Origin of the sequence: Hymenobacter swuensis DY53, assembly GCF_000576555.1 — a bacterium.
GTDB classification, from domain to species: Bacteria; Bacteroidota; Bacteroidia; order Cytophagales; family Hymenobacteraceae; genus Hymenobacter; species Hymenobacter swuensis.
On sequence record NZ_CP007145.1, the window covers coordinates 3,873,856 to 3,897,654 of the forward strand.

At 57.3% G+C, this 23,799-nt stretch carries 25 protein-coding genes; 16 read left to right on the top strand and 9 right to left on the bottom strand.

Going from position 1 to position 23,799, the window contains the following annotated elements:
- Positions 1–47 precede the first annotated feature (47 nt).
- A complete protein-coding gene (locus tag HSW_RS24390; RefSeq protein WP_155833039.1) occupies positions 48–1,586 on the bottom strand; it encodes a hypothetical protein in 1,539 nt (512 codons plus the stop codon).
- 360 nt (positions 1,587–1,946) lie between these two features.
- On the opposite strand from HSW_RS24390, the gene HSW_RS17955 reads away from it, so the two are divergent.
- The 5 genes from HSW_RS17955 (at position 1,947) to HSW_RS17975 (ending at position 6,408) form a co-directional block, all read left to right on the top strand.
- On the top strand, positions 1,947–2,105 hold the full coding sequence (locus HSW_RS17955) for a hypothetical protein (RefSeq protein ID WP_155833040.1): 159 nt from the start codon (positions 1,947–1,949) through the stop codon (positions 2,103–2,105).
- Between the two features lie 216 nt (positions 2,106–2,321).
- Positions 2,322–3,911 carry an ABC transporter substrate-binding protein gene (locus tag HSW_RS17960; protein ID WP_197031905.1) on the top strand — a complete coding sequence of 530 codons (1,590 nt, stop codon included), beginning with the start codon at positions 2,322–2,324 and terminating at the stop codon, positions 3,909–3,911.
- Positions 3,912–3,983: 72 nt separating this feature from the next.
- Positions 3,984–4,958 (top strand): ABC transporter permease, encoded by a 975-nt coding sequence (locus HSW_RS17965; protein WP_052346589.1) that lies wholly within the window; start codon positions 3,984–3,986, stop codon positions 4,956–4,958.
- A complete protein-coding gene (locus HSW_RS23085; protein WP_052346590.1) occupies positions 4,955–5,920 on the top strand; it encodes an ABC transporter permease in 966 nt (321 codons plus the stop codon). Before HSW_RS17965 ends, HSW_RS23085 begins: the two co-directional genes overlap by 4 nt.
- 275 nt (positions 5,921–6,195) lie before the next feature.
- Positions 6,196–6,408: a hypothetical protein gene (locus tag HSW_RS17975; protein ID WP_155833041.1), complete on the top strand. Its 213-nt coding sequence runs from the start codon at positions 6,196–6,198 to the stop codon at positions 6,406–6,408.
- A gap of 143 nt (positions 6,409–6,551) precedes the next feature.
- Here the strand turns inward: HSW_RS17975 and HSW_RS17980 are convergent, their stop codons facing one another.
- Together HSW_RS17980 and HSW_RS17985 are read right to left on the bottom strand one after the other, a co-directional pair.
- Positions 6,552–7,460, bottom strand: coding sequence for an SDR family oxidoreductase (locus HSW_RS17980; protein WP_044003126.1), 909 nt, complete (start codon positions 7,458–7,460; stop codon positions 6,552–6,554).
- A 2-nt stretch (positions 7,461–7,462) separates the two neighbouring features.
- Positions 7,463–8,104: a peptidylprolyl isomerase gene (locus HSW_RS17985; RefSeq protein WP_044003127.1), complete on the bottom strand. Its 642-nt coding sequence runs from the start codon at positions 8,102–8,104 to the stop codon at positions 7,463–7,465.
- Positions 8,105–8,386: 282 nt separating this feature from the next.
- On the opposite strand from HSW_RS17985, the gene HSW_RS17990 reads away from it, so the two are divergent.
- Positions 8,387–9,004 (top strand): DUF2238 domain-containing protein, encoded by a 618-nt coding sequence (locus HSW_RS17990; RefSeq protein ID WP_044003128.1) that lies wholly within the window; start codon positions 8,387–8,389, stop codon positions 9,002–9,004.
- Here the strand turns inward: HSW_RS17990 and HSW_RS24395 are convergent.
- From HSW_RS24395 to HSW_RS18020, 6 genes are all read right to left on the bottom strand, one after another.
- Positions 9,001–9,486: a tetratricopeptide repeat protein gene (locus HSW_RS24395; protein ID WP_044003129.1), complete on the bottom strand. Its 486-nt coding sequence runs from the start codon at positions 9,484–9,486 to the stop codon at positions 9,001–9,003. The two genes, HSW_RS17990 and HSW_RS24395, sit on opposite strands and share 4 nt — an antisense overlap.
- Before the next feature lie 144 nt (positions 9,487–9,630).
- A complete protein-coding gene (gene hemC, locus HSW_RS18000; RefSeq protein WP_044005043.1) occupies positions 9,631–10,566 on the bottom strand; it encodes a hydroxymethylbilane synthase in 936 nt (311 codons plus the stop codon).
- A 178-nt stretch (positions 10,567–10,744) separates the two neighbouring features.
- Entirely contained in the window at positions 10,745–11,881 is a 1,137-nt protein-coding gene (locus HSW_RS18005; protein WP_044003130.1) for a DNA polymerase III subunit, read from the bottom strand.
- Positions 11,882–12,163 (bottom strand): hypothetical protein, encoded by a 282-nt coding sequence (locus HSW_RS18010; RefSeq protein WP_044003131.1) that lies wholly within the window; start codon positions 12,161–12,163, stop codon positions 11,882–11,884. It lies immediately after the preceding gene.
- A 41-nt stretch (positions 12,164–12,204) separates the two neighbouring features.
- A complete protein-coding gene (locus tag HSW_RS18015; RefSeq protein ID WP_197031906.1) occupies positions 12,205–13,443 on the bottom strand; it encodes a GlmU family protein in 1,239 nt (412 codons plus the stop codon).
- A 174-nt stretch (positions 13,444–13,617) separates the two neighbouring features.
- Positions 13,618–13,863, bottom strand: coding sequence for a type B 50S ribosomal protein L31 (locus tag HSW_RS18020; RefSeq protein WP_044005045.1), 246 nt, complete (start codon positions 13,861–13,863; stop codon positions 13,618–13,620).
- Between the two features lie 198 nt (positions 13,864–14,061).
- Here HSW_RS18020 and HSW_RS18025 point away from each other — a divergent pair, with 198 nt between their 5' ends.
- The 10 genes from HSW_RS18025 (at position 14,062) to HSW_RS18070 (ending at position 23,796) form a co-directional block, all read left to right on the top strand.
- Positions 14,062–14,454: a hypothetical protein gene (locus tag HSW_RS18025; protein ID WP_155833042.1), complete on the top strand. Its 393-nt coding sequence runs from the start codon at positions 14,062–14,064 to the stop codon at positions 14,452–14,454.
- Between the two features lie 143 nt (positions 14,455–14,597).
- The gene (gene rdgB / locus HSW_RS18030; RefSeq protein WP_044003134.1) at positions 14,598–15,188 is read left to right on the top strand and encodes an RdgB/HAM1 family non-canonical purine NTP pyrophosphatase; all 591 of its coding nucleotides are present in this window, start codon (positions 14,598–14,600) and stop codon (positions 15,186–15,188) included.
- Positions 15,189–15,340: 152 nt separating this feature from the next.
- On the top strand, positions 15,341–15,967 hold the full coding sequence (locus HSW_RS18035) for a uridine kinase family protein (RefSeq protein ID WP_044005047.1): 627 nt from the start codon (positions 15,341–15,343) through the stop codon (positions 15,965–15,967).
- A 169-nt stretch (positions 15,968–16,136) separates the two neighbouring features.
- Entirely contained in the window at positions 16,137–16,484 is a 348-nt protein-coding gene (locus HSW_RS18040; protein ID WP_155833043.1) for a hypothetical protein, read from the top strand.
- A 164-nt stretch (positions 16,485–16,648) separates the two neighbouring features.
- Complete coding sequence (gene secDF, locus HSW_RS18045; protein ID WP_044003136.1) at positions 16,649–19,621, top strand: protein translocase subunit SecDF; 2,973 nt, start codon at positions 16,649–16,651, stop codon at positions 19,619–19,621.
- A gap of 165 nt (positions 19,622–19,786) precedes the next feature.
- Positions 19,787–20,389, top strand: a complete 603-nt coding sequence (locus tag HSW_RS18050; RefSeq protein ID WP_231501316.1) for an RNA polymerase sigma factor — start codon at positions 19,787–19,789, stop codon at positions 20,387–20,389.
- Positions 20,364–21,776 (top strand): porin family protein, encoded by a 1,413-nt coding sequence (locus HSW_RS18055; RefSeq protein ID WP_155833044.1) that lies wholly within the window; start codon positions 20,364–20,366, stop codon positions 21,774–21,776. The genes HSW_RS18050 and HSW_RS18055 overlap by 26 nt, the downstream gene beginning before the upstream one ends.
- Before the next feature lie 98 nt (positions 21,777–21,874).
- Positions 21,875–22,756 carry a COG4315 family predicted lipoprotein gene (locus HSW_RS18060; RefSeq protein WP_052346592.1) on the top strand — a complete coding sequence of 294 codons (882 nt, stop codon included), beginning with the start codon at positions 21,875–21,877 and terminating at the stop codon, positions 22,754–22,756.
- Entirely contained in the window at positions 22,735–23,208 is a 474-nt protein-coding gene (locus tag HSW_RS18065; protein WP_197031907.1) for a hypothetical protein, read from the top strand. The genes HSW_RS18060 and HSW_RS18065 overlap by 22 nt, the downstream gene beginning before the upstream one ends.
- A gap of 3 nt (positions 23,209–23,211) precedes the next feature.
- Positions 23,212–23,796 (top strand): YceI family protein, encoded by a 585-nt coding sequence (locus tag HSW_RS18070; protein WP_044003139.1) that lies wholly within the window; start codon positions 23,212–23,214, stop codon positions 23,794–23,796.
- Positions 23,797–23,799: the final 3 nt, after the last annotated feature.

Consider the following 23,799-nt stretch of genomic DNA (forward strand, 5'->3'; position numbering starts at 1 on the left):
GGTCCGACAGTACAACCTACTGTCGGGCCTTCGGGTGTTAGTCACTGTTATACTCTGTTGCGCTCTGCCTGATCCAGTGCCACTTGCTCCACGTTGAGCTGTCGCAGAATTCCCAGCGTTAGGTCCCACAGGTCTTCGTACGGAATAATCTCAATTTCACCGTATGCCTGCCCGGGTTGCGGAGCAGCTTTCAGTTTTTCCAGAATAGGTGCTCCCTTCTTCTCGCATACCTCCAACACGAAATTTTCTTTCACTGTCATCAGCAACAACCTGAAAAACAACTGACTACGCAAGGTAGCAGGATCACGCAGGTGGCGCTGCTCGTACTTGCGCAGTCCTTCCAGCCGTGCCAGCAGCCCCTCAATGTCGCGGCGCCGCAGGAAGTACAGAAACTGCAGAATCAGAATGGCTACGTTATACCCTTGTTTGTCGCGGCTGTAATCCGGCACTTTTTGCACAAACTGGTTGAAATAGCGCATTTTGAGCGGCGACTGTTCTGGCCGGACAAATTGGATATACGCCTCATATAGCTCCCAACGCTGCTGGGCAGCGGCCCGTTGCTTGCCATAATACGGGTTTTTACGGGCCTGCAATAGCAAATCAAACGCTTGGCCGTACTGCTGGGCGTGAACGGCCAGCAGCAAGTACGTTTCCAGAAAGTAAAACCAGTTACCGGAGGAATGATGGAAATCCTTGAAGTACTCCTCCGCTAATGCCAGACCCTGCTTGGCTTTTCGACACTGCAGGTGCGCATACACACTCATGTAGTTGTTGAAGCGCTTGTCAAACCGCTTTTCGTTGATTTTCCCTTGCTTGCGGGCCTTTTCTGTGCTTGAGGTTATTTTGATAATCTCCTGATAATTCCCCACCAACTCTTCTTTGAACAGCTTGGCCGAATACAGAAAGTGGAATGTGCTGTAGCTCTTGACTTCTTTGTGAATTTGCTCCAGCCGGTGCTCATATTCCGGCAGTTGAGTCAGCATAAACTTCCTTGATCTGACCTTCTGATTCAAAACCAGTTTCATGGATGAGTACAATTGCTCCGCCTCATCTTCCAGCTGCATGCGGGTTTGCATTTTACCTAATTCCCCCGATATCCATTTATATCTAGCCGGCCGACCCATCTCCATATACAAAGTCCGTAAAGACTTGGCACCTAGTATACTGTAAGCCGTGAACTCTGCCTCGGCCGATACCTTATAAAACTTACGAAACAGCTTCTCAGCCAGCGGATATTCCCCTTCGCCCAGTAGTATTTTCGCTTGGTGCAGAAGCCCCAGACAGTATAGATCATACCGCCTGGATACAATATGCCGGGGGTCCGATTGGTCTAGGAAATAGAGGTGATTCAGGAGTTTTTGCTGGACTCTGGACTTGAGCTTACGGAAAGTAGTTTGCGTCTTAGCATCTGTTTTGCCATATAGACTTTTGATTAGCTGATTTTGGGTAACTACCTGATCCTGTTCCAGTAATTTGACCAGCTGTAGGTCTTTATTCTGGGAACGTTTATCTGAAAAATCCAGAAACGGTAGCACTGCTAATCGTCTATCTGTCACAATTCTCACTAAGGTTGCCAGTTCATTCATGATATAAGTACCTTTATTCTACTCAAATGCGGCAATATAGTGGGTATTACCCTATGATTTTCAATGTCACAAAGCGAAGCATCTATGCCTTTTATATCTGCTATCCATCGTCCCAATTTTGTATTTGTAAAAATGGGCCATTTTACCAAGCTATATGTCACAATTTGCTTTAAAATGTCGCGCTTTGTTTCTGGCCTCCACGCTATAGAAGCCCCATAACCCCCTTATTGCTTATCCCTTTGGTCCCGTAATCTGTACCAATATGTAGTCACGTTTAGTGGCGTTATTTCCTTTACCCGGGCTGGTTTGGAGCCCACCTTTGTGCTGTTCAATAACCTGAAACACACATACTTCCAAGCCATGTTAGAGCTCATCACCATCGTCCTTGTTCAACTCAGCAGCCTCACTTTTACTGCTTCTGAGCCCACTTCCAACAGCACCACCACCGCTACCCCCACTCCTCCTACCAGCACTACCACCACTATCCACGGTGCCGGCGGTTGGGGCGATAATCATTAGTCATTCCTGATACGGCCTTTGCCGACTTATAAAACGTGGTAACTTGCCCAGGCTTTCGCCCTTCGCAACTACCCGTTCATGAAGCACCTCTTCTCTGGTCTGATCGTGCTGCTATGGGGGAGCTTGTTTTACTCCTGCTCCCCCCGCGCTGCAAATACAGATACTGGTACGGTACGCATCCATTGGGTCAGGGACCCGGAGAATCTGGATCCGCTTGTGGTTGATAACTCGAGCGCCTACGAAGTAGCCAACCTGACGAATTGCAGCCTGCTTTGCGGCGACGATTCCACGCAGGATTTTATTCCCTGGCTGGCGGAGTCATTTCCGGCAGTTGAGCAGCACGGCGATACGCTGCTAGTAAGCTACCGGCTGCGGCCAGAAGCTGCCTGGGATAATGGCACGCCCATACTGGCTCGGGATGTAGCCTTTACCCTGAAGGTGATGAACTGCCCGGGGCTACCCATTGAGATGGACCAGGCCATGTTTGGCTTTGTCCGAGATATTAAGCTGCATCCTACTGACTCCCGGCGGTTTACGCTCGTGTGCCTCGGTGCTTCTCCTGACCACATTCGGACCTCTGGGGATTACTCTATTCTACCGGAACACATTCTGGACCCCGAGGGGAAACTACGTACGGTGCCGCTGCCTCAGATGACACGGGCCGCAGCCACTCCCGTGGTTCAGGCTTTTGTTAAGCGGTATCAGACGTTGCGGTTGGCCAAGCACCCAGAGCGGTTATCCGGCTGCGGCCCATACCGTGTCAGCAACTGGCAGAATGGCCGTTTTCTTGTGCTTACCCGCAAGGCCAAGTGGTGGGCTGATGCCCTCCCGGCACCGCCACGCCAGCTTCAGGCCTTTCCAACCCGGCTGATTTACCAGATAATTCCGGATGCAACGACGGCAACACTGGCTTTACGCCGGGGTGAACTGGACGTGTACCCGATGATGCCGGCGGGCGAATTTGCCCGCTTGCAGAAATCGGCAGCGGCACAACAGAGTCTGACGTTTTCTTCCACGGATTCTTATGATTGCTTGGCCGTCAATTTTAATGTGCGCCAAGCCGTGCTGCGGGATGCATCTACCCGCCAGGCCCTGAGTTACCTGTTTGATGCGCCGACGTTGAACAGGGCCACGCAACAGGGAACCGCCCGGCTGAGTGCCGGCCTCATCAGTCCCCGCATCCGGCAGTACTACTATGATAGTCTGCCGTTGCCCCAGTTCGATTCCCGGCGGGCCGCGGCTCTCTTCCGAAAGGCGGGTTGGCAGCAGCAAAAAGCCGGCGGCTGGTTCCGGACCACCCGTCAGAACACCCCTGAGGCATTACAGGTGCGGCTGCACTACCGCGCCGGAGAGCCAGCTTTTGAAACCATTGGGCTGCAATTTCGGGCGGCGGCGGCAACGCTGGGCATCCCCGTGGAGCTTCACCCCACTGAACAGTCGTTGCTGACTCGTCAGGTCCGCGCTGGTGCCACCGATATAACGCTGCGCACTATCACCGGCAACCCCTTTTCGTACGATTTTACGCCCCTGCTGCACTCCCGCGGTATTGGGGCCAGCAATACGTCCGGTTTCTCTACTCCGTTGAGCGACCAGCTTATCGAGCAGATTGCCACTACCGAAGATCCGGCCCGCAAAAGAAAGCTGCTGCGGAAATTTCAGCAGCTCCTGCAGCAGGAGCGGCCGTTCACGGTTTTGTACTTCCTGCCTTACCGCATTGCCGCCGCTAAGCGGCTGGGCAAACTGCCGGTTACCGGTATTCGGCCCGGCTATGCGGCAGCGCGTATTCGGCCGGTTACCGCACGCTAAGCAGCTATGGTTAGGCGCATGCTACGTTATGGGTTGCGGGGTCTTCTACTAACCTGGCTTACCCTATCAACCTTGTTTCTGGCCACCCGGGCGGCTACCGATAAAGCCACCCTGATTCAGAGCACGCTGGAGGGCAATACCCGGCTGAGCGGCTTGCCGGAGCAGCTGGCGCTTACGCAGCAGCTACTACACCGTTATAATCTGGATAGGCCACTATTCTATTTTTCTTGGCAGTCTGCCTCTGGCTGGCAGTGGCATGGCAGCCACAACCAGTATCACCAATGGTTACTGCATCTGGCGCATGGTAGCCTGGGATATTCTTATCAGGAAGACGCGCCCGTAACGGACCTTATAAGCCGGGCTTTGCGCTATACTTTGCCGCTCACGTTGCTGGCCGCCGGCCTCAGCATACTGCTGGCCGTGCAGCTGGCCTTGTGGATTAGTTGCCGGCCAGCTGTCCGTAGCGCAGTGCTTGCTCTGCTGCACGCGCTGCAGAGCATCCCCTTGTTTCTGCTTGCAGTCTGCCTGTTACTGCTCCTGGCCAACCCGGATGCAGTAGCCTGGTTCCCGGCTTTCGGGCTGGGCGATGCAGAAACAGAAATTACGTGGCTACAGCAGCCCGGCTATTTGCTGTACCACCTCACGCTCCCGGTGCTCAGCCTGGTACTGGTGAGTTTGCCGGCCTTGACTATCCAGCTGGATGGGGCGTTGCAGCAGGAACTGAGCCAAGCTTATATCATAACCGCCCGCGCAAAAGGAGCTTCCCTTTTGCGGGCGGTCCGTCGGCATGCGCTGCGCAATGCGCTGCTGCCGTCCATTACCCTGCTTACCGAGCTGCTACCCAGCCTCGTAGCAGGCTCGGTTGTGGTAGAAGTGCTGTTTGCCTTGCCTGGTATGGGCCGGTTGCTGGCGGAGGCCGCCGCTACCCAGGACTACCCTGTGCTTGTAGGCGCCGCCGGCCTGACGGCGTTGGTACGCCTGCTGGCCCAGGCCCTTGCCGATGTGCTGTACCAAGCGGCAGACCCTCGTATCCGGCTCTCGCAATGAAAGCTGCCGCATTCTATACTCGGCAGCCCAGGCATTGGTGGCTGGCGGTGGGCTGGCTGACGGTAGTGGGCTTGGCGGCTCTGCTGGCTCCGGTAACGTCTTCTCCACCCGATTTCGCCCAGCTTAGCCAACCGCCGTTCCTGAACACACGCCACTGGCTGGGCACTAACGCGCAGGGCCTGGATGTAGGACAAGCTCTGTTACAGGGTGCCCGTACAGTAGTGGGGGTAAGTGTGCCCGCCACGCTGCTTACTTTTTTGCTGGGAGCTGTGCTGGGCAGCCTGGCGGGGTTTCTGCAAAATACCCGCTGGCGGGCTTCCCCTGAACTGTTGCTCAGCATCCTGCTCCCGGTAGCCTTGAGTGTAACTATTGGGCCACGCTGGCTGGGTGCACAACTTCTGCTGCTTCCGGGGCTGGCCGTGCTGCTCTGGCTGGGAGGCCGTCGGGCCTTCCGGGGCTGGCGTGGCGTGCCTGTTCCCGTTGACACGCTGGTGATGGGAATGATTTCGCTGCTTGATTCGCTGCCCTTACTGGTACTGGTACTGATTGCGGCCGCAGTGCAGCGGCCTTCCCTGAGTGGCTTGCTGATACTGCTTAGCCTCACCTGCTGGACCACGCCCGCGCGCCTGATGCGAGCGGCCACTTTGCAGGTAAAAGCCCTGCCGTACGCCGAAGCCGCGGAAGCGGCTGGTTTGCCAGCTGCTCAGATTATCCGACGTCACATCTGGCCCAATACCTGGCAGGTTCTGCTCACCCGGTTTCCTCTCACAGTAGCCATGCTCATTGGGTTTGAGACGACACTTTCTTTCTTGGGCGTGGGCCTTCCGCCTGAAGTACCCAGTTGGGGGCGGTTGCTGGCCGGTATCCGTCAGTCTCCTACCGACTGGTGGCTGCTGGCCTGGCCCGGCCTGGCTTTGGTGCTCACTATTTTGAGTTTACAGCTGCTGACACAGCGGAAATAATTATTACCTGATGTCACAAATCACTGTTTTATTGCCATGTATTTTCAACTACCTAACAAGCTACACAATCAATAACGCTCTCTATTTCAATACAAAGCAAACAAAATTCAGTAAAACAAATAGAAATAATACTGTTTTATAACGCAATAAATCTAGTCACACTAACACAAGAAGTGTCCTTTACATGGGCTCTTGTACGCTATAATATTGTCATATGGAACGGCAAGCGTAACAGGGCTGAGGGTTTCAGTCAGCTCGCTTTGTCACCTATACTCATGAGAACCTATCTCGCCAAGCGTCGTCAGGAAATTGCGCTGCGCCTGCAGTTGGAATTTGCCCGTCAGGCGGCGGGTAAAGCTCCGGGGTATCTGACGATAGATGGAGAATCGGTGCCATACGACTTAGGCCTGGCTGCTCTCAACAGTGGCAGTGCCTTTTTGATTGGCGGTTTGCTTGTCGGACTGGTAACGCCATCCGACGATTTTTAAGAAAAATAATTTCAGTACGAAGATCCTGCGGCTGCTCGCAGCATGCTTCGCTACTGTAAGGTTGTTGCAATAGGTGTGTGAAAATCCCGTAGGCGTTGTCTACGGGTTTTTTGCGTTATACCCGTTCCTGATTCAGACTTCGGCTAGAGCATTTTCATAGCCTGAGTCGCCACCAGAGCAATTCCTTCCGCAAAGGACCTCGGGCAGTAGCCCAAGTCACTCTCAGCCTTGCTGATAACAAAGCCGGTACGCAACGGACGCTTTGCAGGCTGCGAGAAAACACTGGCATCAACAGATGTAATCAGGGCCGCATCAAGGCCGAAAAAAGCAGCTACCTGCATGGCCATTTGGTACGGCGTGTACAGCTCCCGACCACTGAGATGGTATATTCCGGTAGCGTTATGACGGGCGGCCAGCCAGCAGCCCTGCGCTAAGTCTTCGGCCAGCGTAGGTGTCCGGAACTGGTCGTTTACTACGTTGATGGGCTTGCCGGCCCGCAGGGAGTCGCGCACCCAAAGCACAATGTTGGTGCGACCGTACTCGTGGGCGACGCCGTACACCAGCACCGTGCGCAGAATTGCCCAAGGAGTCCGGCAGTTTTGAACCAGTTCCTCGGCCGCCAGCTTGCTTTGCCCGTAAAAATTCACCGGTGCGGGCTCCGCATCCTCCCGAAGTGGCCCTTCAGTACCACTGAATACGAAATCAGTGCTCAAGTGCAGCAAGTGGATGTGCTGTCGCTCACAGGATTCCACCAAGTATCGAACGGCCGTCACGTTCTGCTGCCAGCATTCCACCTGCTGAAGCTCACATTCATCCACGTTGGTCATAGCGGCCGTGTGCAGCAGGTGCGTGGGCTTTTCCTGCTGCAGCACTTGCTGCACCTGCTTTTGATTGGCAACATCCAACGTCACAAACCGCACGTTCGGGTACAGCGCGGCCAGTTTATTGGCTCCGCGAGAAGTGGCGACTACTTCCACCCCAGCCTGCTGCTGCAGCAATGCAACAAGCTTCTGGCCCAGCAGGCCATTAGAACCGGTTATCAGAATTTTCATACCTAATACTGATAACCGTACAGCTCCGTGATTTTCTTTTTCCTGAGCTTTTCCACCTTCACGGTCATTTTGATATCCGTTACGGGCCGGTTACGCTCTGCTACGGGCTGCTGGGCAATCTGGTCTACCACCTCCTGCCCGCTGATTACCTGCCCGAAAATGGTGTACTGCCCGTTGAGTTGAGGCGTCCCCTGCGGGTTCTGCACAATGTAGAACTGTGAGGGGCTGCTTTGCCGGTCCGGGTTCACGAAATCGGGGGTCCGGGCGGCGGCCACCGCGCCGCGCTTGTGCATAAGCTCCGAGCGAATTTCGGCCGGAATCAGCTTAATCTCCGGATTACCAGTCCCGTCGTTAGTGGGGTCGTCGTCCTTGGAATTGGAGTCGCCACCCTGAATCATGAACCCCGGAATAACACGATGAAACGTGGTACCGTTGTAGAATCCGCTTTGAGCGAGTTTCAGGAAATTGGCCTTATGCAGAGGCGTTACATCAAACAGCACCAGCCGGATTACTCCCTGGGGCGTGCTAATAGTTACCACCTCGTCCTTTTTGCTTTTGCGGGGGACCTTATTGGCTTGCGCCACTGACACCACTGCACTCAGCAACAAGCCTATCCACAGGGTACGACGAAAGAGAGTTTTCATAAACAGCACAGAAAAAGGCAGGATTTGGAGTGGTGAAATTACACCGTTTTTGAGGTTGGAGAGGCTCTATCTGCCCGAATCAAACTGCTCAGTGCGAAATCCGACAGCTGACCAGTATTACAGCTGTTCTTTGTGAAACGGCTCCTTCTACTGCGCCGACAGGGGGCGAGGCCAGGGGCAAGCTGACAGAAAGGATACGTCAAACCGACAATTTTAAGTATACCCACGGCTAGGCGGCAGCATTTACGTATGCTGGCTCAACCTTAGCCCTATTGTAATTACATGACTTCTCCCCTGCCTACTGCTCGCTCCCATTGGTTTCCCAAACTGCTGCTGGGGCTTTATCTCATCGAGTTCATTGCCTTGGGTATCAGCCCCAGTGACCGGGGGACCTGGTGGGCCGAGAACGTGCCGATTTTCCTGATTGTAGTGGCACTCATAGTCCTGTATCGGCGCGGAGTTCGGTTCTCTAACTTGGCGTATGCCCTGATGAGTGTGCTCATTTTTATGCACACCGTGGGTGGCCACTATACTTTCGAAAAAGTCCCGTTCGACTGGTTCAACAACCTGTTCGGGTTCAAACGCAATATGTATGACCGGGTGGCACACTTCTCGGTGGGGTTTTATGCCTATGCGCTCATCGAATACCTTGACCAGCGTGACCTTATTCGCACCCGTTTCCTTAGCTATCTGCTGCCTCTGTGCGTTATTGGCACGGTAGCCATGAGCTATGAACTGATTGAATGGGTGTATGCTGAGCTGGCGGGTGGCGACGCCGGGGCGGCTTTCCTAGGCAGCCAGGGCGACATCTGGGACGCGCAGAAAGACATGCTGGCCGATACCAGCGGCGCCATTTTCGCGCTGGTTCTGTATGCGCTGTTTGGCCGGGGCAAGCGTTAGCCTCGGCTGGCGTCCAGCATTCTTAGTGCAGCTTGGGCTAAGCCGTTATCGGAATATTCAGCTAATACCTGATGATAGTAGCCACGAGCCTGCTCTCCTTGACCAAGTTGCGAATAGCAAAACGCAATGTTGTTTAATGCTATTTCCCGGTATCCCATTTGGCTGGTGCTGAGCATAAAAATAAAACGCCACTTATCCAGCCATGCTTTCTCGCAGAAGTAGGTATAGCTTTGCTCAAAATGCGGAATAGCATTTAGAAAGTCTCCCTTTCTGATTAACTGCATTCCCCGCTGCTGATGTTTTCCTAGTGTACTGCGAAGAGTCCAGCTAAGCAAATAAGCCGTTAGTATAGCAGGCAATAGACACTGGATAAAGTTAAGGGAGGAAATATACGTACCCAGCCATGCTAAGAGTACAATTAATCCATAGAATACAACATAGGCAATCCAGGATATATTTCTGACTGTTGGCGTCTTGGACATCGTATTCTGTATAGCCGTTTAAATAGTCTATTTCTCTGCGCAGCTGTCATCCTGAGTACAGCACAGGATCTTACCATGTCAGAATAATCCGTTCCAGTGTAGTAAAGTCCTTCGCTGTGCTCAGCACGACAGACGGTACTATTGCTACTCCCGCTCCCGCCGGATATCGTTCAGGATTTGCTGGCCGCCGCGGACCAGTACGCTTTCGGCTACCCGAATGCCCAGCTGTTCGGCATCTGTTGGAGGAGCCGATTGGGTTTCCTCAATGAACTGTTGCCCGTCGAGACTGATGAGGCCGCCGTGGAGCTGTATCGTCTGGCCATTGGCCGTGAGGGTAGCCAGTGCAAAGCTGGGAATACTGCAGCCACCTTCCATTGTGCGCAGAAACGCGCGCTCGGCCGCTAGGCACACATGGGTAGCGGCATGGTCGAGGATGCGGTGCAACTCGGTTTTCAGGGCCGGCTCCAGGTTACGGGCGCACTCAATGGCTACGCTGCCCTGGCCGGTGGCCGGCACGTACTGCGTTTCGGGCAGAATGTGGCGGATGAAGCCATCATATTCCATCCGGTGGACACCGGCGTAGGCTAGTACCAGGGCATGGTACTGGCCTTCTTCCAGCTTGCGCAAGCGAGTCTGCAGGTTACCGCGGGCTTCAGCCGTAGTAGCATGCGGCAGAAAACGGCGCAGCATTGCCTTGCGGCGGGTGCTGCTGGTACCCAGTACCAGATCAGCACGCCCTAAGTCCAGGTTCGGGTCGAAGCTGACCACCACATCGTTCACCCGCTCCCGCTCCATGAAGGCCAGTAGTTCCAGATCGGCCGGAATGCTGCTCTGCACATCCTTGGCACTGTGCACGGCAATATCAATGTGGCCGGTACGCAGGCTTTCCTCTAATTCCTCGGTGAAAACCCCTTTGGAGCCAATCTTATCCAGAGAACGGTCCAGCACCACGTCACCTTTAGTGGTGATGATGACGATTTCCGGGGTGAGGCCAGCGGCCGTCAGCTGGTCGGCTACATGGTGCGCCTGCCACAAAGCCAGCTTGCTGCCGCGTGTGCCAATACGAATGGAAGTTTTCACTTGGAAATGGAAACGTAAAATGGGAAACTTGAAGCGGCGCTGCCCCTGCGGCTCATGCCACCGCAAAGATACGCCACCCTCTTTAGCCGACTGGCTATAGCAGCTTTAACACTGACTATACCATTTGACCAAAGTGTATTTTATGCTTTTCTGAGGCCACGAAGCACTTTCTGACAGTTCAAGCCTGCCGTAGCAGCTCGGCTACCCTCAGGGAAATGTCCAGAAAAATCATGCGCGGGTTGGCATTGCGCTCCACATGGTAATGCGCGTCGTTGAGTTCCTGGGCCAGTGGGCTGGCGTTGCGGGGCGTCACGAAGCGGCTGAAGTTTTGTACAAACGCCTGCTCCTGCGTGGGTAAGTGCGGCACCAGTTGCGCATCAAGGCCAAACAGCAACACCTTGCGCACCAGTGTGAGGGCGTACTGCAGAAACTCCTTCTGGTTTTCGCGGCCCAGCTTCTGAAATTCGTCACTTTTCTCCAGCATCTCGGCCACTTTATTGCCGTAGCAGGTCCTCATCCAGTCGGTGAAGAGCCGGAAGTAGTCGTGCTCGGCGGCCGTTGCGGCCTGTGCCGCCAGCGCCTCTCCAATGTTGCCCTGCGTAAGCTGGGCCAGCTGGTGCGCCTTCACTTCGGGCACCTGCCGGGTATCACGCAGCCAGGTCGCCAGTTCCGGCTCGGCCACAGCCCGCACCATCACCGCCTGCACCCGGCTGGTGATGGTGGGCAGCAGTTGCTCGGGGGCATAGCTTACCAACAGAAACACGGTGGCGGGTGGCGGCTCTTCCAGCAGCTTGAGCACGGCGTTGGCAGCGGCCGGGTGCATCAGCTCGGGCAGCCAGATAATGACCAGCTTGAACCGCGCCTCGAAGGCCTTCAGGCTTACCAGCCGCAGCAGCTGCACGCTTTCCTCCTTGGAGATGCTACCCTGCTTGTTCTCGGCCCCAATGTGCTGCATCCAGTCGTTGAGGCCCTGGTAGGGGTTTTCCAACACGAAGCTGCGCCACTCCGCCCCGAACTTGCTGCTCACCGCATCCTTCGCCACGGCTTTGGTCGTCGTCACGGGCACGATGAAGTTGAGGTCGGGGTGAATGAGCTTGTCGATTTTCTGACAGCTCGGGCAGTGGCCGCAGGAATCCTCGGCCTCCGACATGCGGGCCTCACAGTTCAGAAACGCCGCGTACGCCAACGCAAGAGCCAGGGCCGCCGAGCCCTCGGCCCCGCGAAACAGTTGGGCGTGGGCCACATGGTTGCGCCGCACGCCGCCCAACAGCAGCTGCTTCACCTGTTGCTGACCGGGGATATCAGAGAAACGCATTTAGCGAGACACAAACTGAATAATGAAACTCATCAGGAAATTGAATCCTACCTGTGTAAACACAAGCAGAAAGAGCTGCCCTACACTTCCTAAGACCCTGGTGGCAGAGGTCATTTCTTTCTGCAGAAACCTGTTTAACAAGACGATACCCATCACACCAAAAATCACAGCAGCAACTCCACTCCCCGTGTCAGCGGCAAAGCTGCACAGAGCAAGCACCAATTCTAAAAGGACTGCAAAAGCCAGGAAAAGCTGGTTGCACCATTGCAGAGCTCGAGTCATTGCCACAAGCAATTAGTTGTTTTGAGTCTCGGCTAACCCGTTTACAACTCCGTGCCAGCAGCCGGGGCGACTGACGTAGCCTTCTCCCACACCCGGTCCTTGGCAGTAGCGTCGTAGACGTGCTGCATGATACCTTGCTCCACAGCGTCGTAAGCCAGTTGGCGGCGGGCCATCACGCGCTCCGCTACTTCGGTTACTTTAGGCAGCTTGAAGGTTTCGAAGCCGGCGGCCCCGCCCCAGCTGAAGCTCGGAATAAAGGTGCGCGGGAAGCCGGCTCCGAAGATGTTGGCCCCCACGCCCACCACTGTTCCGGTGTTGAACATGGTGTTGATGCCGCACTTGCTATGGTCGCCCATCATCAGGCCACAGAACTGCTGGCCGGTGTTTACGAAGCGGCCCGCCGAGTGGCTCCAGATCTTGACGGGCGCGTAGTTGTTTTTGAGGTTGCTGGTGTTGGTATCGGCTCCCAGGTTGCACCACTCGCCAATCACGGAGTTGCCCAGGTAGCCGTCGTGGCCCTTGTTGGAGTAGCCCAGCAGGATGCTGTTGCCCACTTCGCCGCCCACTTTCGAGTACGGCCCCACGGTATTGTCGCCGCGCATTTTGGCCCCGGCGTTGATGTGGCTACCCTCACAGAGCGCCAGCGGACCGCTGATGATGGCCCCCTCGTGCACCTGCGAGTTGCGGCCCAGGTAAATCGGACCGTTTTCGGCGTTGAGAATAGCCGCCCGGATTTTCACGCCCGGCTCGATGAAGATGTTTTCCGGCGCGTACACGATGGTGTGCGCGTCGCCGATAGGGGCCGAGGTACGGCCGGCCGTCAGCAGCGCAAAGTCGCGGCGGATTTCGGCCCCGTTGCGCAGGAACAGGTGCCACACCTCCCGGATGACGGTCACGGGCTCGGCCACGTCGCGGGTTTTCTGGAAGCCTTCCTGAATCAGCTCGGCCACTTGGGTAGCATCGGATAAATGGGCTGCCACTAGCAGCTCGCCATCAAACAAGGCCTCGCCGGGCACCAGGGCCTGCACCTGGCGGGTGAGCAGGTCATCGGGGCATACGGCCCCGTTGATAACCAGCGCCGGCCCCTGGGTGTTGCCAGCCGGAAATTTTGCCTGTAGATAGTCCTGGGTCAGATACCCGATTTGCTTAACAGCCAGCCGGTGCTGCCATTTTTCAGCCAGCGTGAGAATGCCGCAGCGCAGCGCTGCCACGGGCCGGGTGAAGGTGAAAGGCAGCAGGTGAGGCCGAATGGCGGGGTCGTCGAAAAGCAGAACGTGCATGATGAATGGAGCGGTTAGCTACGGGCGGTTAGCTGATAGTTTTAGCGGCCGGGTTCAGCCACTGGAGGCATGAGAGCACAAAAATGGCAAATAAAAAACTCCCCCCGGATTCCGGAGGGAGTTCCCTAAGAAAAGCTAACAGCCAGCAGCTACCAGCTGATAGCTTATGAAAAGCTATTTCTTCTTGTAACGGGTCATGAACTTCTCTACGCGGCCAGCCGTGTCGAGGAGCACGTTTTTACCGGTGTAGAACGGGTGCGACTCCGAGCTAACTTCCACCTTAATAACGGGGTAAGTCTTGCCATCCTCCATCGTGATGTTCTCGGTCGAGTTCATCGTGGAGCGGGTTACAAATTTGAAGCCGCTGGAGGTGTCCTGAAACACGACTTCGCGATACTCGGGGTGAATGTCTTTTTTCATGGTCGTAGTGCCGTTTGTACCTTGGTCCCGGCCGATTTTGCGGAAGGGACTGCAAAAGTACATGTTACGCCCGAATTTCAAAAGCACTTTCCTCCTTTTCCGCGCGCCCGGTCAGACTTAACACTAGCATCACGTACTTTTCGTCCGGATACCTGTATACTTACTTCGTAGTTGTTACGCTGCTATTCCGCTGTTTCTATGCCCCGAACTGTTACTGCTCTGCTTGTCTTGCTGCTACTTTCCGTGTTGGCGTACGGAGCCGGCGTTACGCTGTTCCGAGCCCAGACCCAGGGCGACAGTGTACATCTGGAGTGGAATGCGGCCAGTGAGCCGGGGGTCAGCGGCTATGATGTGTACCGCCAAGACTACCCCTCCGACGACTTTGACCGACTCGCCCGCCTGAGTCCTACCGCGCAGCCCCATTACCTCGACCAGGACGTGTACCGCACCACGGCCGGGCGCGGCCCCGTCATCTACCGCCTCGATATACATACGGCTACCGGTTTGCGCACCTTTCATACTACGCCCGCACCGGCCGAGGAAAACATGATGGCCCGCTCCTGGGACACCATCAAACTCATGTTCCGCTAGGGAACACCTGAGCAAGCGGAGTAACTGCATAATTTTGAGACGCAATACATTTGTTTTGTCTATTTGCGCAGTTTTGCTGCGCTTTTGATGGAGCAAATTCCCAAACCTGCCCGCGTCTTACTCCGCCACTTCACTACTCTCCCATGCGCCTTTGCTTTGCTTCCAACAATGCCCACAAGCTGGATGAAATCCGGCCACTGCTGCCCGCTTCTATGGAGCTACTGAGTCTGGCTGATATTGGCTGTACTGAGGAACTCCCCGAAACCCAGGATACGCTGGAAGGCAACGCCCTGCAGAAGGCCAGGTACGTGTGGGACCATTTTGGCGTGGCCTGCTTCGCCGATGATACCGGCCTAGAGGTGACGGCCCTGCACGGCGAGCCGGGCGTATACTCGGCGCGGTATGCCGGCCCCCAGCGCCGTGCCGAAGACAACGTGCAGAAGCTGCTGCGAGAGTTGCAAGGGGCTTCTGACCGCAGCGCGCAGTTCCGGACGGTAGTGGCTTTGGTGCTTTCCGCCACTGAGGTACACACCTTTGATGGGGCGGTGGCCGGGTACATCACCGAGCAGGTGCAGGGAACCGACGGCTTCGGCTACGACCCCGTATTTCAGCCGGCTGAGGGGGACGGCCGCACCTTTGCCCAGATGACGCTGGCCGAGAAGAATGCCATCAGCCACCGCAGCCGTGCCGTGGCCGGGCTGGTGGCTTTCCTCAGCAATAGCACGGGGCTTTAAGCGCGGCTCCGGCCGTTGTACCGACGAGCTGACTCAGGCCGGGGCCACGAGCCGTGCGCGGCGGCACAATTTCAGGAAAACGCCGCACCCCTCCGCTAGATTTCTTACTTTTGCAGGGTTGGCCCTTCCGGTACGGGCCTATTCCCCCCATCATGCAACACCCCTTCATCGTCGGTATCACGGGCGGCAGCGCCTCCGGCAAAACCACCTTTCTGCGCCGGCTGCTGGCTTCGTTTCCCGAAGAAGAAATCTGCCTGATTTCGCAGGACAACTACTACCACCCCCGGGAAAACCAGTCGGTAGATGCCCAGGGCGTCACCAATTTCGACTTACCCAGCAGCATCGACTCGGCGGCCTACGCGGCCGATGTACTACGCATCAGTCAGGGTTTGGAAGTGCGCCGTCAGGAGTACACCTTTAACAACCCCAACGTGGTGCCTGCCGAGCTGGTTTTCCGGCCAGCTCCTATTGTAGTGGTAGAAGGAATTTTCGTGTTCTACTTCGAGGAAGTGGCCAAACTGCTTGATCTGAAAGTGTACATCGATGCGCAGGAGCACGTGAAGCTGCAGCGCCGCATTGTGCGCGACCGGGACGAGCGGGGCTACGACCTGGCCGACGTGTTGTACCGCTACACCAACCACGTAGCCCCCACCTACGAGAAGTACATCCAGCCGTTCAAGCAGGATGCCGACATCGTAATTCCCAACAACCGGCACTTCGAGAAAGGGCTGGATGTACTGGTTTCCTTTCTGCGCAGTAAAGTAGCCGCCGCAAGTTAGTCGCGCTGACTTGTAGCCTGCAGCCCTGAAAAAAAGAGTCTCCGACAACTTCGGAGACTCTTTTTTTTACCCGGTTTTTAGGCTGCGCAAACAGCTTTTGCAGCCCCGGACGCAAAAACCTATATTTGTAGCTCTTACCCCCACCACGTTGCTTTTCCTCACCGCGTTTTTGCCTCGCCTGCGTTTTGCCCTCATCACAGCCACGTTGCTGATGGTGCTGGGGCTGAACCACCAGGCCGTGGCTACGCTGCGGGTATTGCCGGCTGGCCACCAGGCCCGCGTGGATGCCGCACCGCGCACGGCCGTGATAAAGCAGCGCGTGAACCTCGAAGCTACTTCGCCGCTGAGTTGGGTGGTAGCTCCGGCGGCCGATGCCTGGCTGCCGCTTCCGGTACTGCTGCCCATTACGCGGTGGCTGCCGGCCTGCCCTGCAGGTCCCCGCTCCCGCCCCAGTGCCATTCCGGACGCTTTCCGGACGCGTTTATTGCAGGCTGCACTGTCGCCCCAGGCTCCTTAACGAGCGGGGCCGGTTTCCTTTTTCTGCGCTATTGCTCCAGCCTCACCGCCTGCTGACGCGGGTGGCTGTCTGCCAGTTGCGGCACGATACGGCTTAAACAGTCATTGGCTACGCTTATACATACGTCAGCTTCCCTCCTTTCCGGATTATCAACCCACTTTTTCATGCGTAATAAAGGACTCATCATTACGCTGACGCTGCTTGTGTCGGCGTTGTGCATTTACTTCCTCTCACTGACTCTCGTCTCGCGCGGGGTGCAGCGGGATGCGGCGCGCTATGCTTCGCGCGGCGGCCAGACCAACGAAAAGCAGCGTCAGCACTACCTCGATTCGGTGTGGCGCGCGCCCGTATTCGGCCCGCTTACTTATAAAGATGTTCGGCAGTCGGAGCTGGGCTTGGGCCTGGACCTGAACGGCGGTATGCACCTGACACTGGAGGTTTCGCCGGTGGAAATTGTGCGCGCCATGAGCGGCAACTCCAAAGACCCGGTATTTAACAAGGCCATGACGCAGGCGCAGGAACTGCGCAAAACCAACCCGTCTACGCCTTTCACTACCCTGTTTGCCCAGTCGTTCCAGCAGGTTGCGCCGTCTGACAAGATGGCCCGCATTTTTGCTAACACCACCAACAAAGGAGCCATTGATATCAATGCTTCCAACGAGAAGGTAGTAAGCGAAATTAACAAGCAGATTGAAGAAGCCATTGACCGCTCTTTCAACATTCTGCGCACTCGTATTGACAAGTTCGGCACCAGCCAGCCCAGCATTCAGCGGGTGAAAGGCACCGGCCGTATTCAGATTGAGCTTCCCGGCGTAGACAACCCCGACCGGGTACGGAAGCTGGTACAAGGCCAGGCCAAGCTGGAGTTTTGGGAAGTATGGCGGCAGGATGAGTTTGCCCCCTACCTGAACCAACTGAACCAGGTGCTGAGCGCCAAGGAGCAGGCCACTGCTACGCCCGCCGTAGCCCAGGCCGCTACCGATACCGCCGCCGCTGCTACCACTGCCGGCGACTCGACCTCCCTGGCCAGCCAACTGGCCAAAAAAGACCCGAAGACCACAGCCAAAGCTGACTCGGCCGCACCGCAGAAAAACGTGCTGGCCAGCCTGTTCACCATGCCCGGCACGCTGGGCTCGAACATCCGGGATACGGCACGCGTGAATGCCATGCTGCGCAGCCCCGATACCCGCGCGGTATTGCCCACTAACCTCACTTTCATGTGGGGGGTGAAGCCCGATGTAATTGACGGCCAGGAATACCTGCAGCTCTACGCCATCCGGAAGTCGCGCGACGTGGAAGCCCCGATTGGCGGCGAAGTAATCAGCGAGGCCCGTGGCGACTTTGACCAGCTCAGCGGCCGCGCCGAAGTGAGCATGCAGATGAATCCCAATGGTGCGCGCAAATGGGAGCGGCTTACCGGCGCCAATATCGGCCGTCAGGTAGCCATTGTGCTTGATGACAACGTGTACTCAGCACCGGTAGTGCAGGCCGAAATTGCCGGCGGTAGCTCCAGCATTTCGGGCAACTTCACCATTGAAGAAGCCCAGGATCTGGCCAACATTCTGAAAGCCGGTAAGCTGCCCGCTCCTACCCGCATTGTGGAAGAAGCGGTAGTAGGCCCTTCGCTGGGCAAGGAAGCCACCAACCAGGGGCTGTACTCCACGCTGGGCGGTCTGGCCATCATTATGGTATTTATGGCTGCTTATTACGGCCGTGCCGGTCTGGTAGCCAACGCCGCCCTGCTGTTCAACCTGTTCCTGATTATGGGCGTGCTGGCCCAGCTGTCATTTGCTCTTACGCTGCCCGGCATTGCGGGTCTGCTGCTGGTAATTGCGGCTTCAGTAGATGCTAACGTACTGATATTTGAGCGTATCCGGGAGGAGCTTGACCATGGGCTGCAGCCGACTGATGCCATCAACAAAGGGTATTCCCGCGCAATTTCGGCCATTTTCGACTCTAACGTAACGCAGCTGATTATTGCCCTGATTCTGGGCTTCTTCGGCACAGGTCCGGTACAGAACTTTGCCATTACCCTGGGTATCGGTGTGTTCACCTCGTTCCTGTCGGCCGTGTACGTGTCGCGTCTCATCATTGAGCGGATGGTGAAGAACAACAACGCCAACCTCAGCTTCAGCACCTCTATCTCGCGCAACCTGTTTAAGGGGCTCAACCTGGATATTGTGGGCAAGCGCAAGATTGCCTACACCTTGTCTACGGTGTTTATTCTCATCGGCTTCGGGCTGATGTACCTGCAGGGCGGGCCCAACCTGGGCGTTGACTTCCGGGGAGGCCGCGAGTACATCGTGAATTTCAGCAAGCCGGTAGTGGCTTCTGATGTGCGCGACCTGCTGACTGATGACTACTTTGGCGGTGCAGGCACGGAGGTAAAAACCTTCGGTGCCGAGAACCGGCTGCGTATCACCACCGGCTATCTGGCGACTGATGAGAGCGTGGATGCTGATAAGAAGGTGGAAGCCGCCATGTTCAAAGGACTGAACACGAAGTATGCGGCTCTGTCGCCGAAGAAAGCAAGCTCCTCGAAAGTGGGGGCAACTATTGCCGACGACATTAAGCGCACTTCCGTGTTGAGCCTGGGGCTCACGCTGCTGGCTATTTTCGTGTACGTACTGTTCCGATTCGAGAAGTGGCAGTATTCGATGGCCGCCGTTGTGGCCCTGTTCCACGATGCGCTGCTGGTTATTGCTTGCTTCCCCATTGCGCGGGCGTTTGGCCTGAACTATGAAATGGACCAGGTGTTCGTGGCGGCTATCCTGACGACCATCGGTTTCTCGATGAATGATACCATCGTTATCTACGACCGAATCCGGGAATATCTGCGGGAGAATAAGCACTTGACTTTTGCGCAGGTAGTAAACCCGGCCCTGAACAGTACGTTCTCCCGCACCATGATTACGTTTACGACGGTATTCCTGGTGATGGTGGTACTGTACATCTTCGGGGGTGAAACGCTCCGTTCGTTCTCCTTCGCCATGATTCTGGGTATCATCTTCGGCACGTACTCCTCGCTGTACATTGCCGCTCCGCTGATTCTGGATACGTATGGCCGCAAGGAAAAAGACCGCCTCAACACGGCCGAAGCCGACGCGCCCAAGCTGAACACCGCTGCCCAGGCGTAACGGCCGGATAAACGTACGGGGCAAACCCGAAGTAACTCTCAACCCAGAATTCCCAAAGAGCCCGACCAGCAGGTCGGGCTCTTTTTTTATTAACTTATCTGAATACTTCAGGCAACCTTTCTGAAGCCACCACCGAGTTGTGAAGTAACCAGACGCTCTGCTCCCGTGGCTGCCCCCGCTCCTGATCCTGCGCTGTTGCTCAATCTTCTGGCCGGGTGCCGGCAGTTGGAGCGTGCCAGTCAGCGGCAGTTCTACCGACAGTTCTTTGCCTATGGCCTCAGCATCTGCCGCCGCTACCTGCACGACCCCGATGTGGCGCAGGAGGCCGTAAACGACGGTTTTGTTAAAGTATTCCAAGAGTTGCCTGACTTCGACCCGAACCGTTTTCCGCATGACCTAGTCAGCTCGTTGCGGGGGTGGCTGCGGCGCATCATGGTTCGCACCGCCATCGACCACTTCCGCACTCACCACCGCCACCACTTGCAGACAGACCTGGAAGCAGCCGGTCACTACCCCGCCGACACTAGCCCCACGCCTCTGGATGCGCTTTCGTTTGAGGAGTTGCTGCAACTCATTGCGCAGCTGCCACCAGCCTACCGCGCAGTTTTCAACCTGTTCGCCATCGACGGCTACTCCCACGAAGAAATTGCCGAAAGCCTGGGTATTTCTATTGGGACGTCGAAATCAAACCTCTTCAAAGCGCGGACCCACCTCAAAACACTGCTTAAACATCACCACCATCATGCGTACGCCGGATATGTCAGATGAGGAGCTGGACCGGTTATTCCGGCACGGGGCCGAGGCATACCCTGACGAGGTATCCCTGGCGGGCTGGCTGAAACTAGAAGAACAGCTGGATACCGCAGCGCGGCAGCAGCAACTGCAACAGCTGGTGCGCCGCCGGGTGGTGCGGCTGTTTGTTGCTGAGGTAGCGCTGGTGCTGCTACTGGTGGGGCTGTGGCAAGCCACCGGCGGACGCACCTTCTGGGCTGATATGTCCACGGCTACCGCGGAAACCTCTTCTGACCTCGTACCTAGCCGCAGCCCGACCGTTACCTCCCGCTCCCAGCCAGCCAGCCAACCGCCAAGGGCCGCGAGCAGCACCAGTTCGTTACTGGCGCCACCGTTCGGTGTTGGCCGGGAGCAGCAGACGGCGGCTTCAAGTCAGCGGGCGGCTTCCCATACTACAGCCGTGGCCGACAAAGTACTAGCAGCTGGCCACCGGCAGGCTTTACTGCTGGCGATAGTCCACCACCACCGACCACGCGTAAGGCAGGTAACCCGACATCCTAAGAAAACAAGTTCCGTACTGCAGCCCGCAGCCGCAGCAACAGTGGCCACCGAGGTGAACTATGAGGTGGCTGCGGCCGGGCCAGCAACGCCCGAAACCAGCATTCGGCCCGGCCCGGAAACCTCGGCGGTGGCGGCTACACTGGAAGCAAACCCAGATTCCCTACTCGTTCCGCAAGTGCTGGCCGCGGCTCTTGGCTCGCCCGTCGCGCTAACCGATACAACCCAGCACCGGCCTTTGCGCCTGAAGCCCAACTCTCGGCTATTACTGGGCCTGATGGCGGGGCCGGAGGCCACGGCTATTTTGCCCGGGCCGGCCCCACGCGTGGGCGGCACGGTGGGCGTGTTGCTGGAGTACCGGGTGCTGCCCCGGTGGCGGGTACGCACGGGCTTGGTGCGCAACATCAAGCGGTACGCTGCCCACGGAGCCGACTATAATCCACCACCGGATTACTGGACGCACCGGATTCCCATCGACCAGGTAGAAGCCAACTGCCGCATTCTGGAAATACCCCTGGATGTGCGCTACGACGCCATTTTGCGGCCCACCCATACGTTTTACGCCACTGCTGGCCTTACCTCCCTGCTCATGCGAAACGAACGGTACACCTACCTATACGAGTTGAACGGCCGCTACGTAAGCCGGAGTTGGAGCCTGGCACGGGGCAGTAATGCACCTTTCCGCCTGGTGCAGTTGAGTGTGGGCATGGAACACGTCGCCGGCAGCCGCTGGACGATGCAGGCTGAGCCTTTTGTAAAAATGCCACTAGGCGGCGTAGGGTTTGGTCAGATTAAATTGAGTAGCGCCGGCCTGTTGCTGGGCGTGAAGTACGGCCTGTTTCGGCCGCGTCCGACGGCTCCATAGCGAGTATTCTCCTTGCAGGCGTGCGTATTCGAGTGGCCCGTTCCGGAGCGGGCCCGGGAGCGCACGGCCTTTTTCTCCCACTTATTTTCCTTTCCATTATGGCACTTTCTCTGTTTCGCCGCTCCCGGTTGGGCGCGGGGGTTGGCCTTGCCTTGCTGCTGGGGTGGCTGCTCACGGCCTGCAATAACTCCGACGACAAGCCCGCTCAACCCACCCCCGACCCCACCATCAAGTTGGTCACTTCGGCCACACTGGGTACTTTCCTGACGGATAAGGAGGGAAACACGCTGTACTACTTCACCCGCGACGTGGACGGCCAGAACGTCTGCACCGGAGGCTGCGCCGCCGTGTGGCCCATTTTCTATGAAGCCGATATTCAGGTGGGCGGCGGATTGCAGGCCGCTGACTTCAAAACCCAGATGACCGCCAGTGGCCAGCCGCAAACCACCTATAAAGGCTGGCCCCTGTACTACTACGCGCCGGCCGCGAATGGCCAGAACGTGCGCGAAGCTGCCGGCCAGACCACCGGCAACGGCGTGGGCAACATCTGGTACGTGGTGAACCCCACGTACTCCGTGATGGTGGCCACCAAGGCCGTGACCGACAAAACCACCAACCAGACGGCCAACCGCAGCTTCCTAATTGATGGCAAGGGCCGCACGCTGTATTTCTTCCACAAAGACGACCTGAACCCCAACACGCTGCCTACCAACTGCACCGGCTCCTGCGAGGCGCTATGGCCCCCATTTACCGCTGCGGGGCGGGTATTCCCCTCCCTGCTGAAAGCCGCCGACTTCGGGACCATTACCCGCACTACGGCCGGCGGCGGGCCCTACGGCGACGGCACGGCCTCCACGGCCCAGCTGACCTACAAAGGCAAACCGCTCTATTACTACACGGCCGATAACCTGACCCGCGGCCGGGTAGAAGGACACGGACTCGTGAGTGAGGGTGACCAATGGCTGGTGGCAACGCCATGAGCCGGCTGGTACCTCCGGGTGGCCGGGCTGTACGCGGGGGCGCGCGCCCGGCCACTTTGCTCACCGCTGGCCGGCGGCCGGCCTGGGGCTTGCTGCTGCTGCTGGCAGGCCTGCTGACCACCTCCGCCTGCACCTACGACAGTGTGGAAGACCTGCTGGGCAGCGCCCCACTCGCCCCGGCCTGCGACTCTACGGCTGTTTCGTTCACGGGCACCATCGCACCGCTGTTGCAGCAGCAGTGTGTGAGTTGCCACAACAACGCCCTGCGCAATGGCAACGTGAGCCTCGAAACCTACGCCCAGGTGCAGCAGGTAGCGGCCGACGGGCGGCTGCTGGGGGTGGTAACGCACGCTCCCGGCTACCCGGCCATGCCCCAGAATCAACCCCAACTGGCCACGTGCGACGTTGCCCGCCTGCGGCAGTGGGTGCGCGCCGGAATGCCCAACAACTGAGCTATGCGTTACTTCACCGGCTTTCTGCTGCTGGCCTTGCTGCTGGGCTACCGGCCCGGCACCGCCCAGCCCACCCGCTACCAGACGCGCGCGGGCACCGTTTCCTTTTTTTCGGCCAGCCCCCTTGAGGATATTGAAGCCCGCAGCCAGCAGCTGGCCGCCGTGCTGGACACCCGCACCGGGCAGCTGGCCTTCAGCGTGCCCATCCGCTCGTTCCAGTTCAAGCGCAGCCTCATGCAGGAACACTTCAATGAGAACTATCTGGAGTCGGAGAAGTACCCCAAGGCCACATTCAGCGGCCGGCTGGTGGACTGGAAGCCCGAAATGCTGGCGGCCGCCGGCGCAGTACCGGTAGTGGCCGAGGGCGACCTGACCATACACGGCGTGACGCGCCACCTGAAGGTACCGGGCACCCTCACGCCCCTCACCGGCCAACTGCTGCTGAACGCCAGCTTTTCCGTGGCCCCGGCCGAGTACAACATCGACATTCCAGCCCTGGTGCGCGACCATATTGCCAAGAGCGTCCTCGTGACGGTGCGGCTGCCGTGCGCTCCGGTTGCCGTTGCCACTTCCGCCTCCCAACCCTGACTT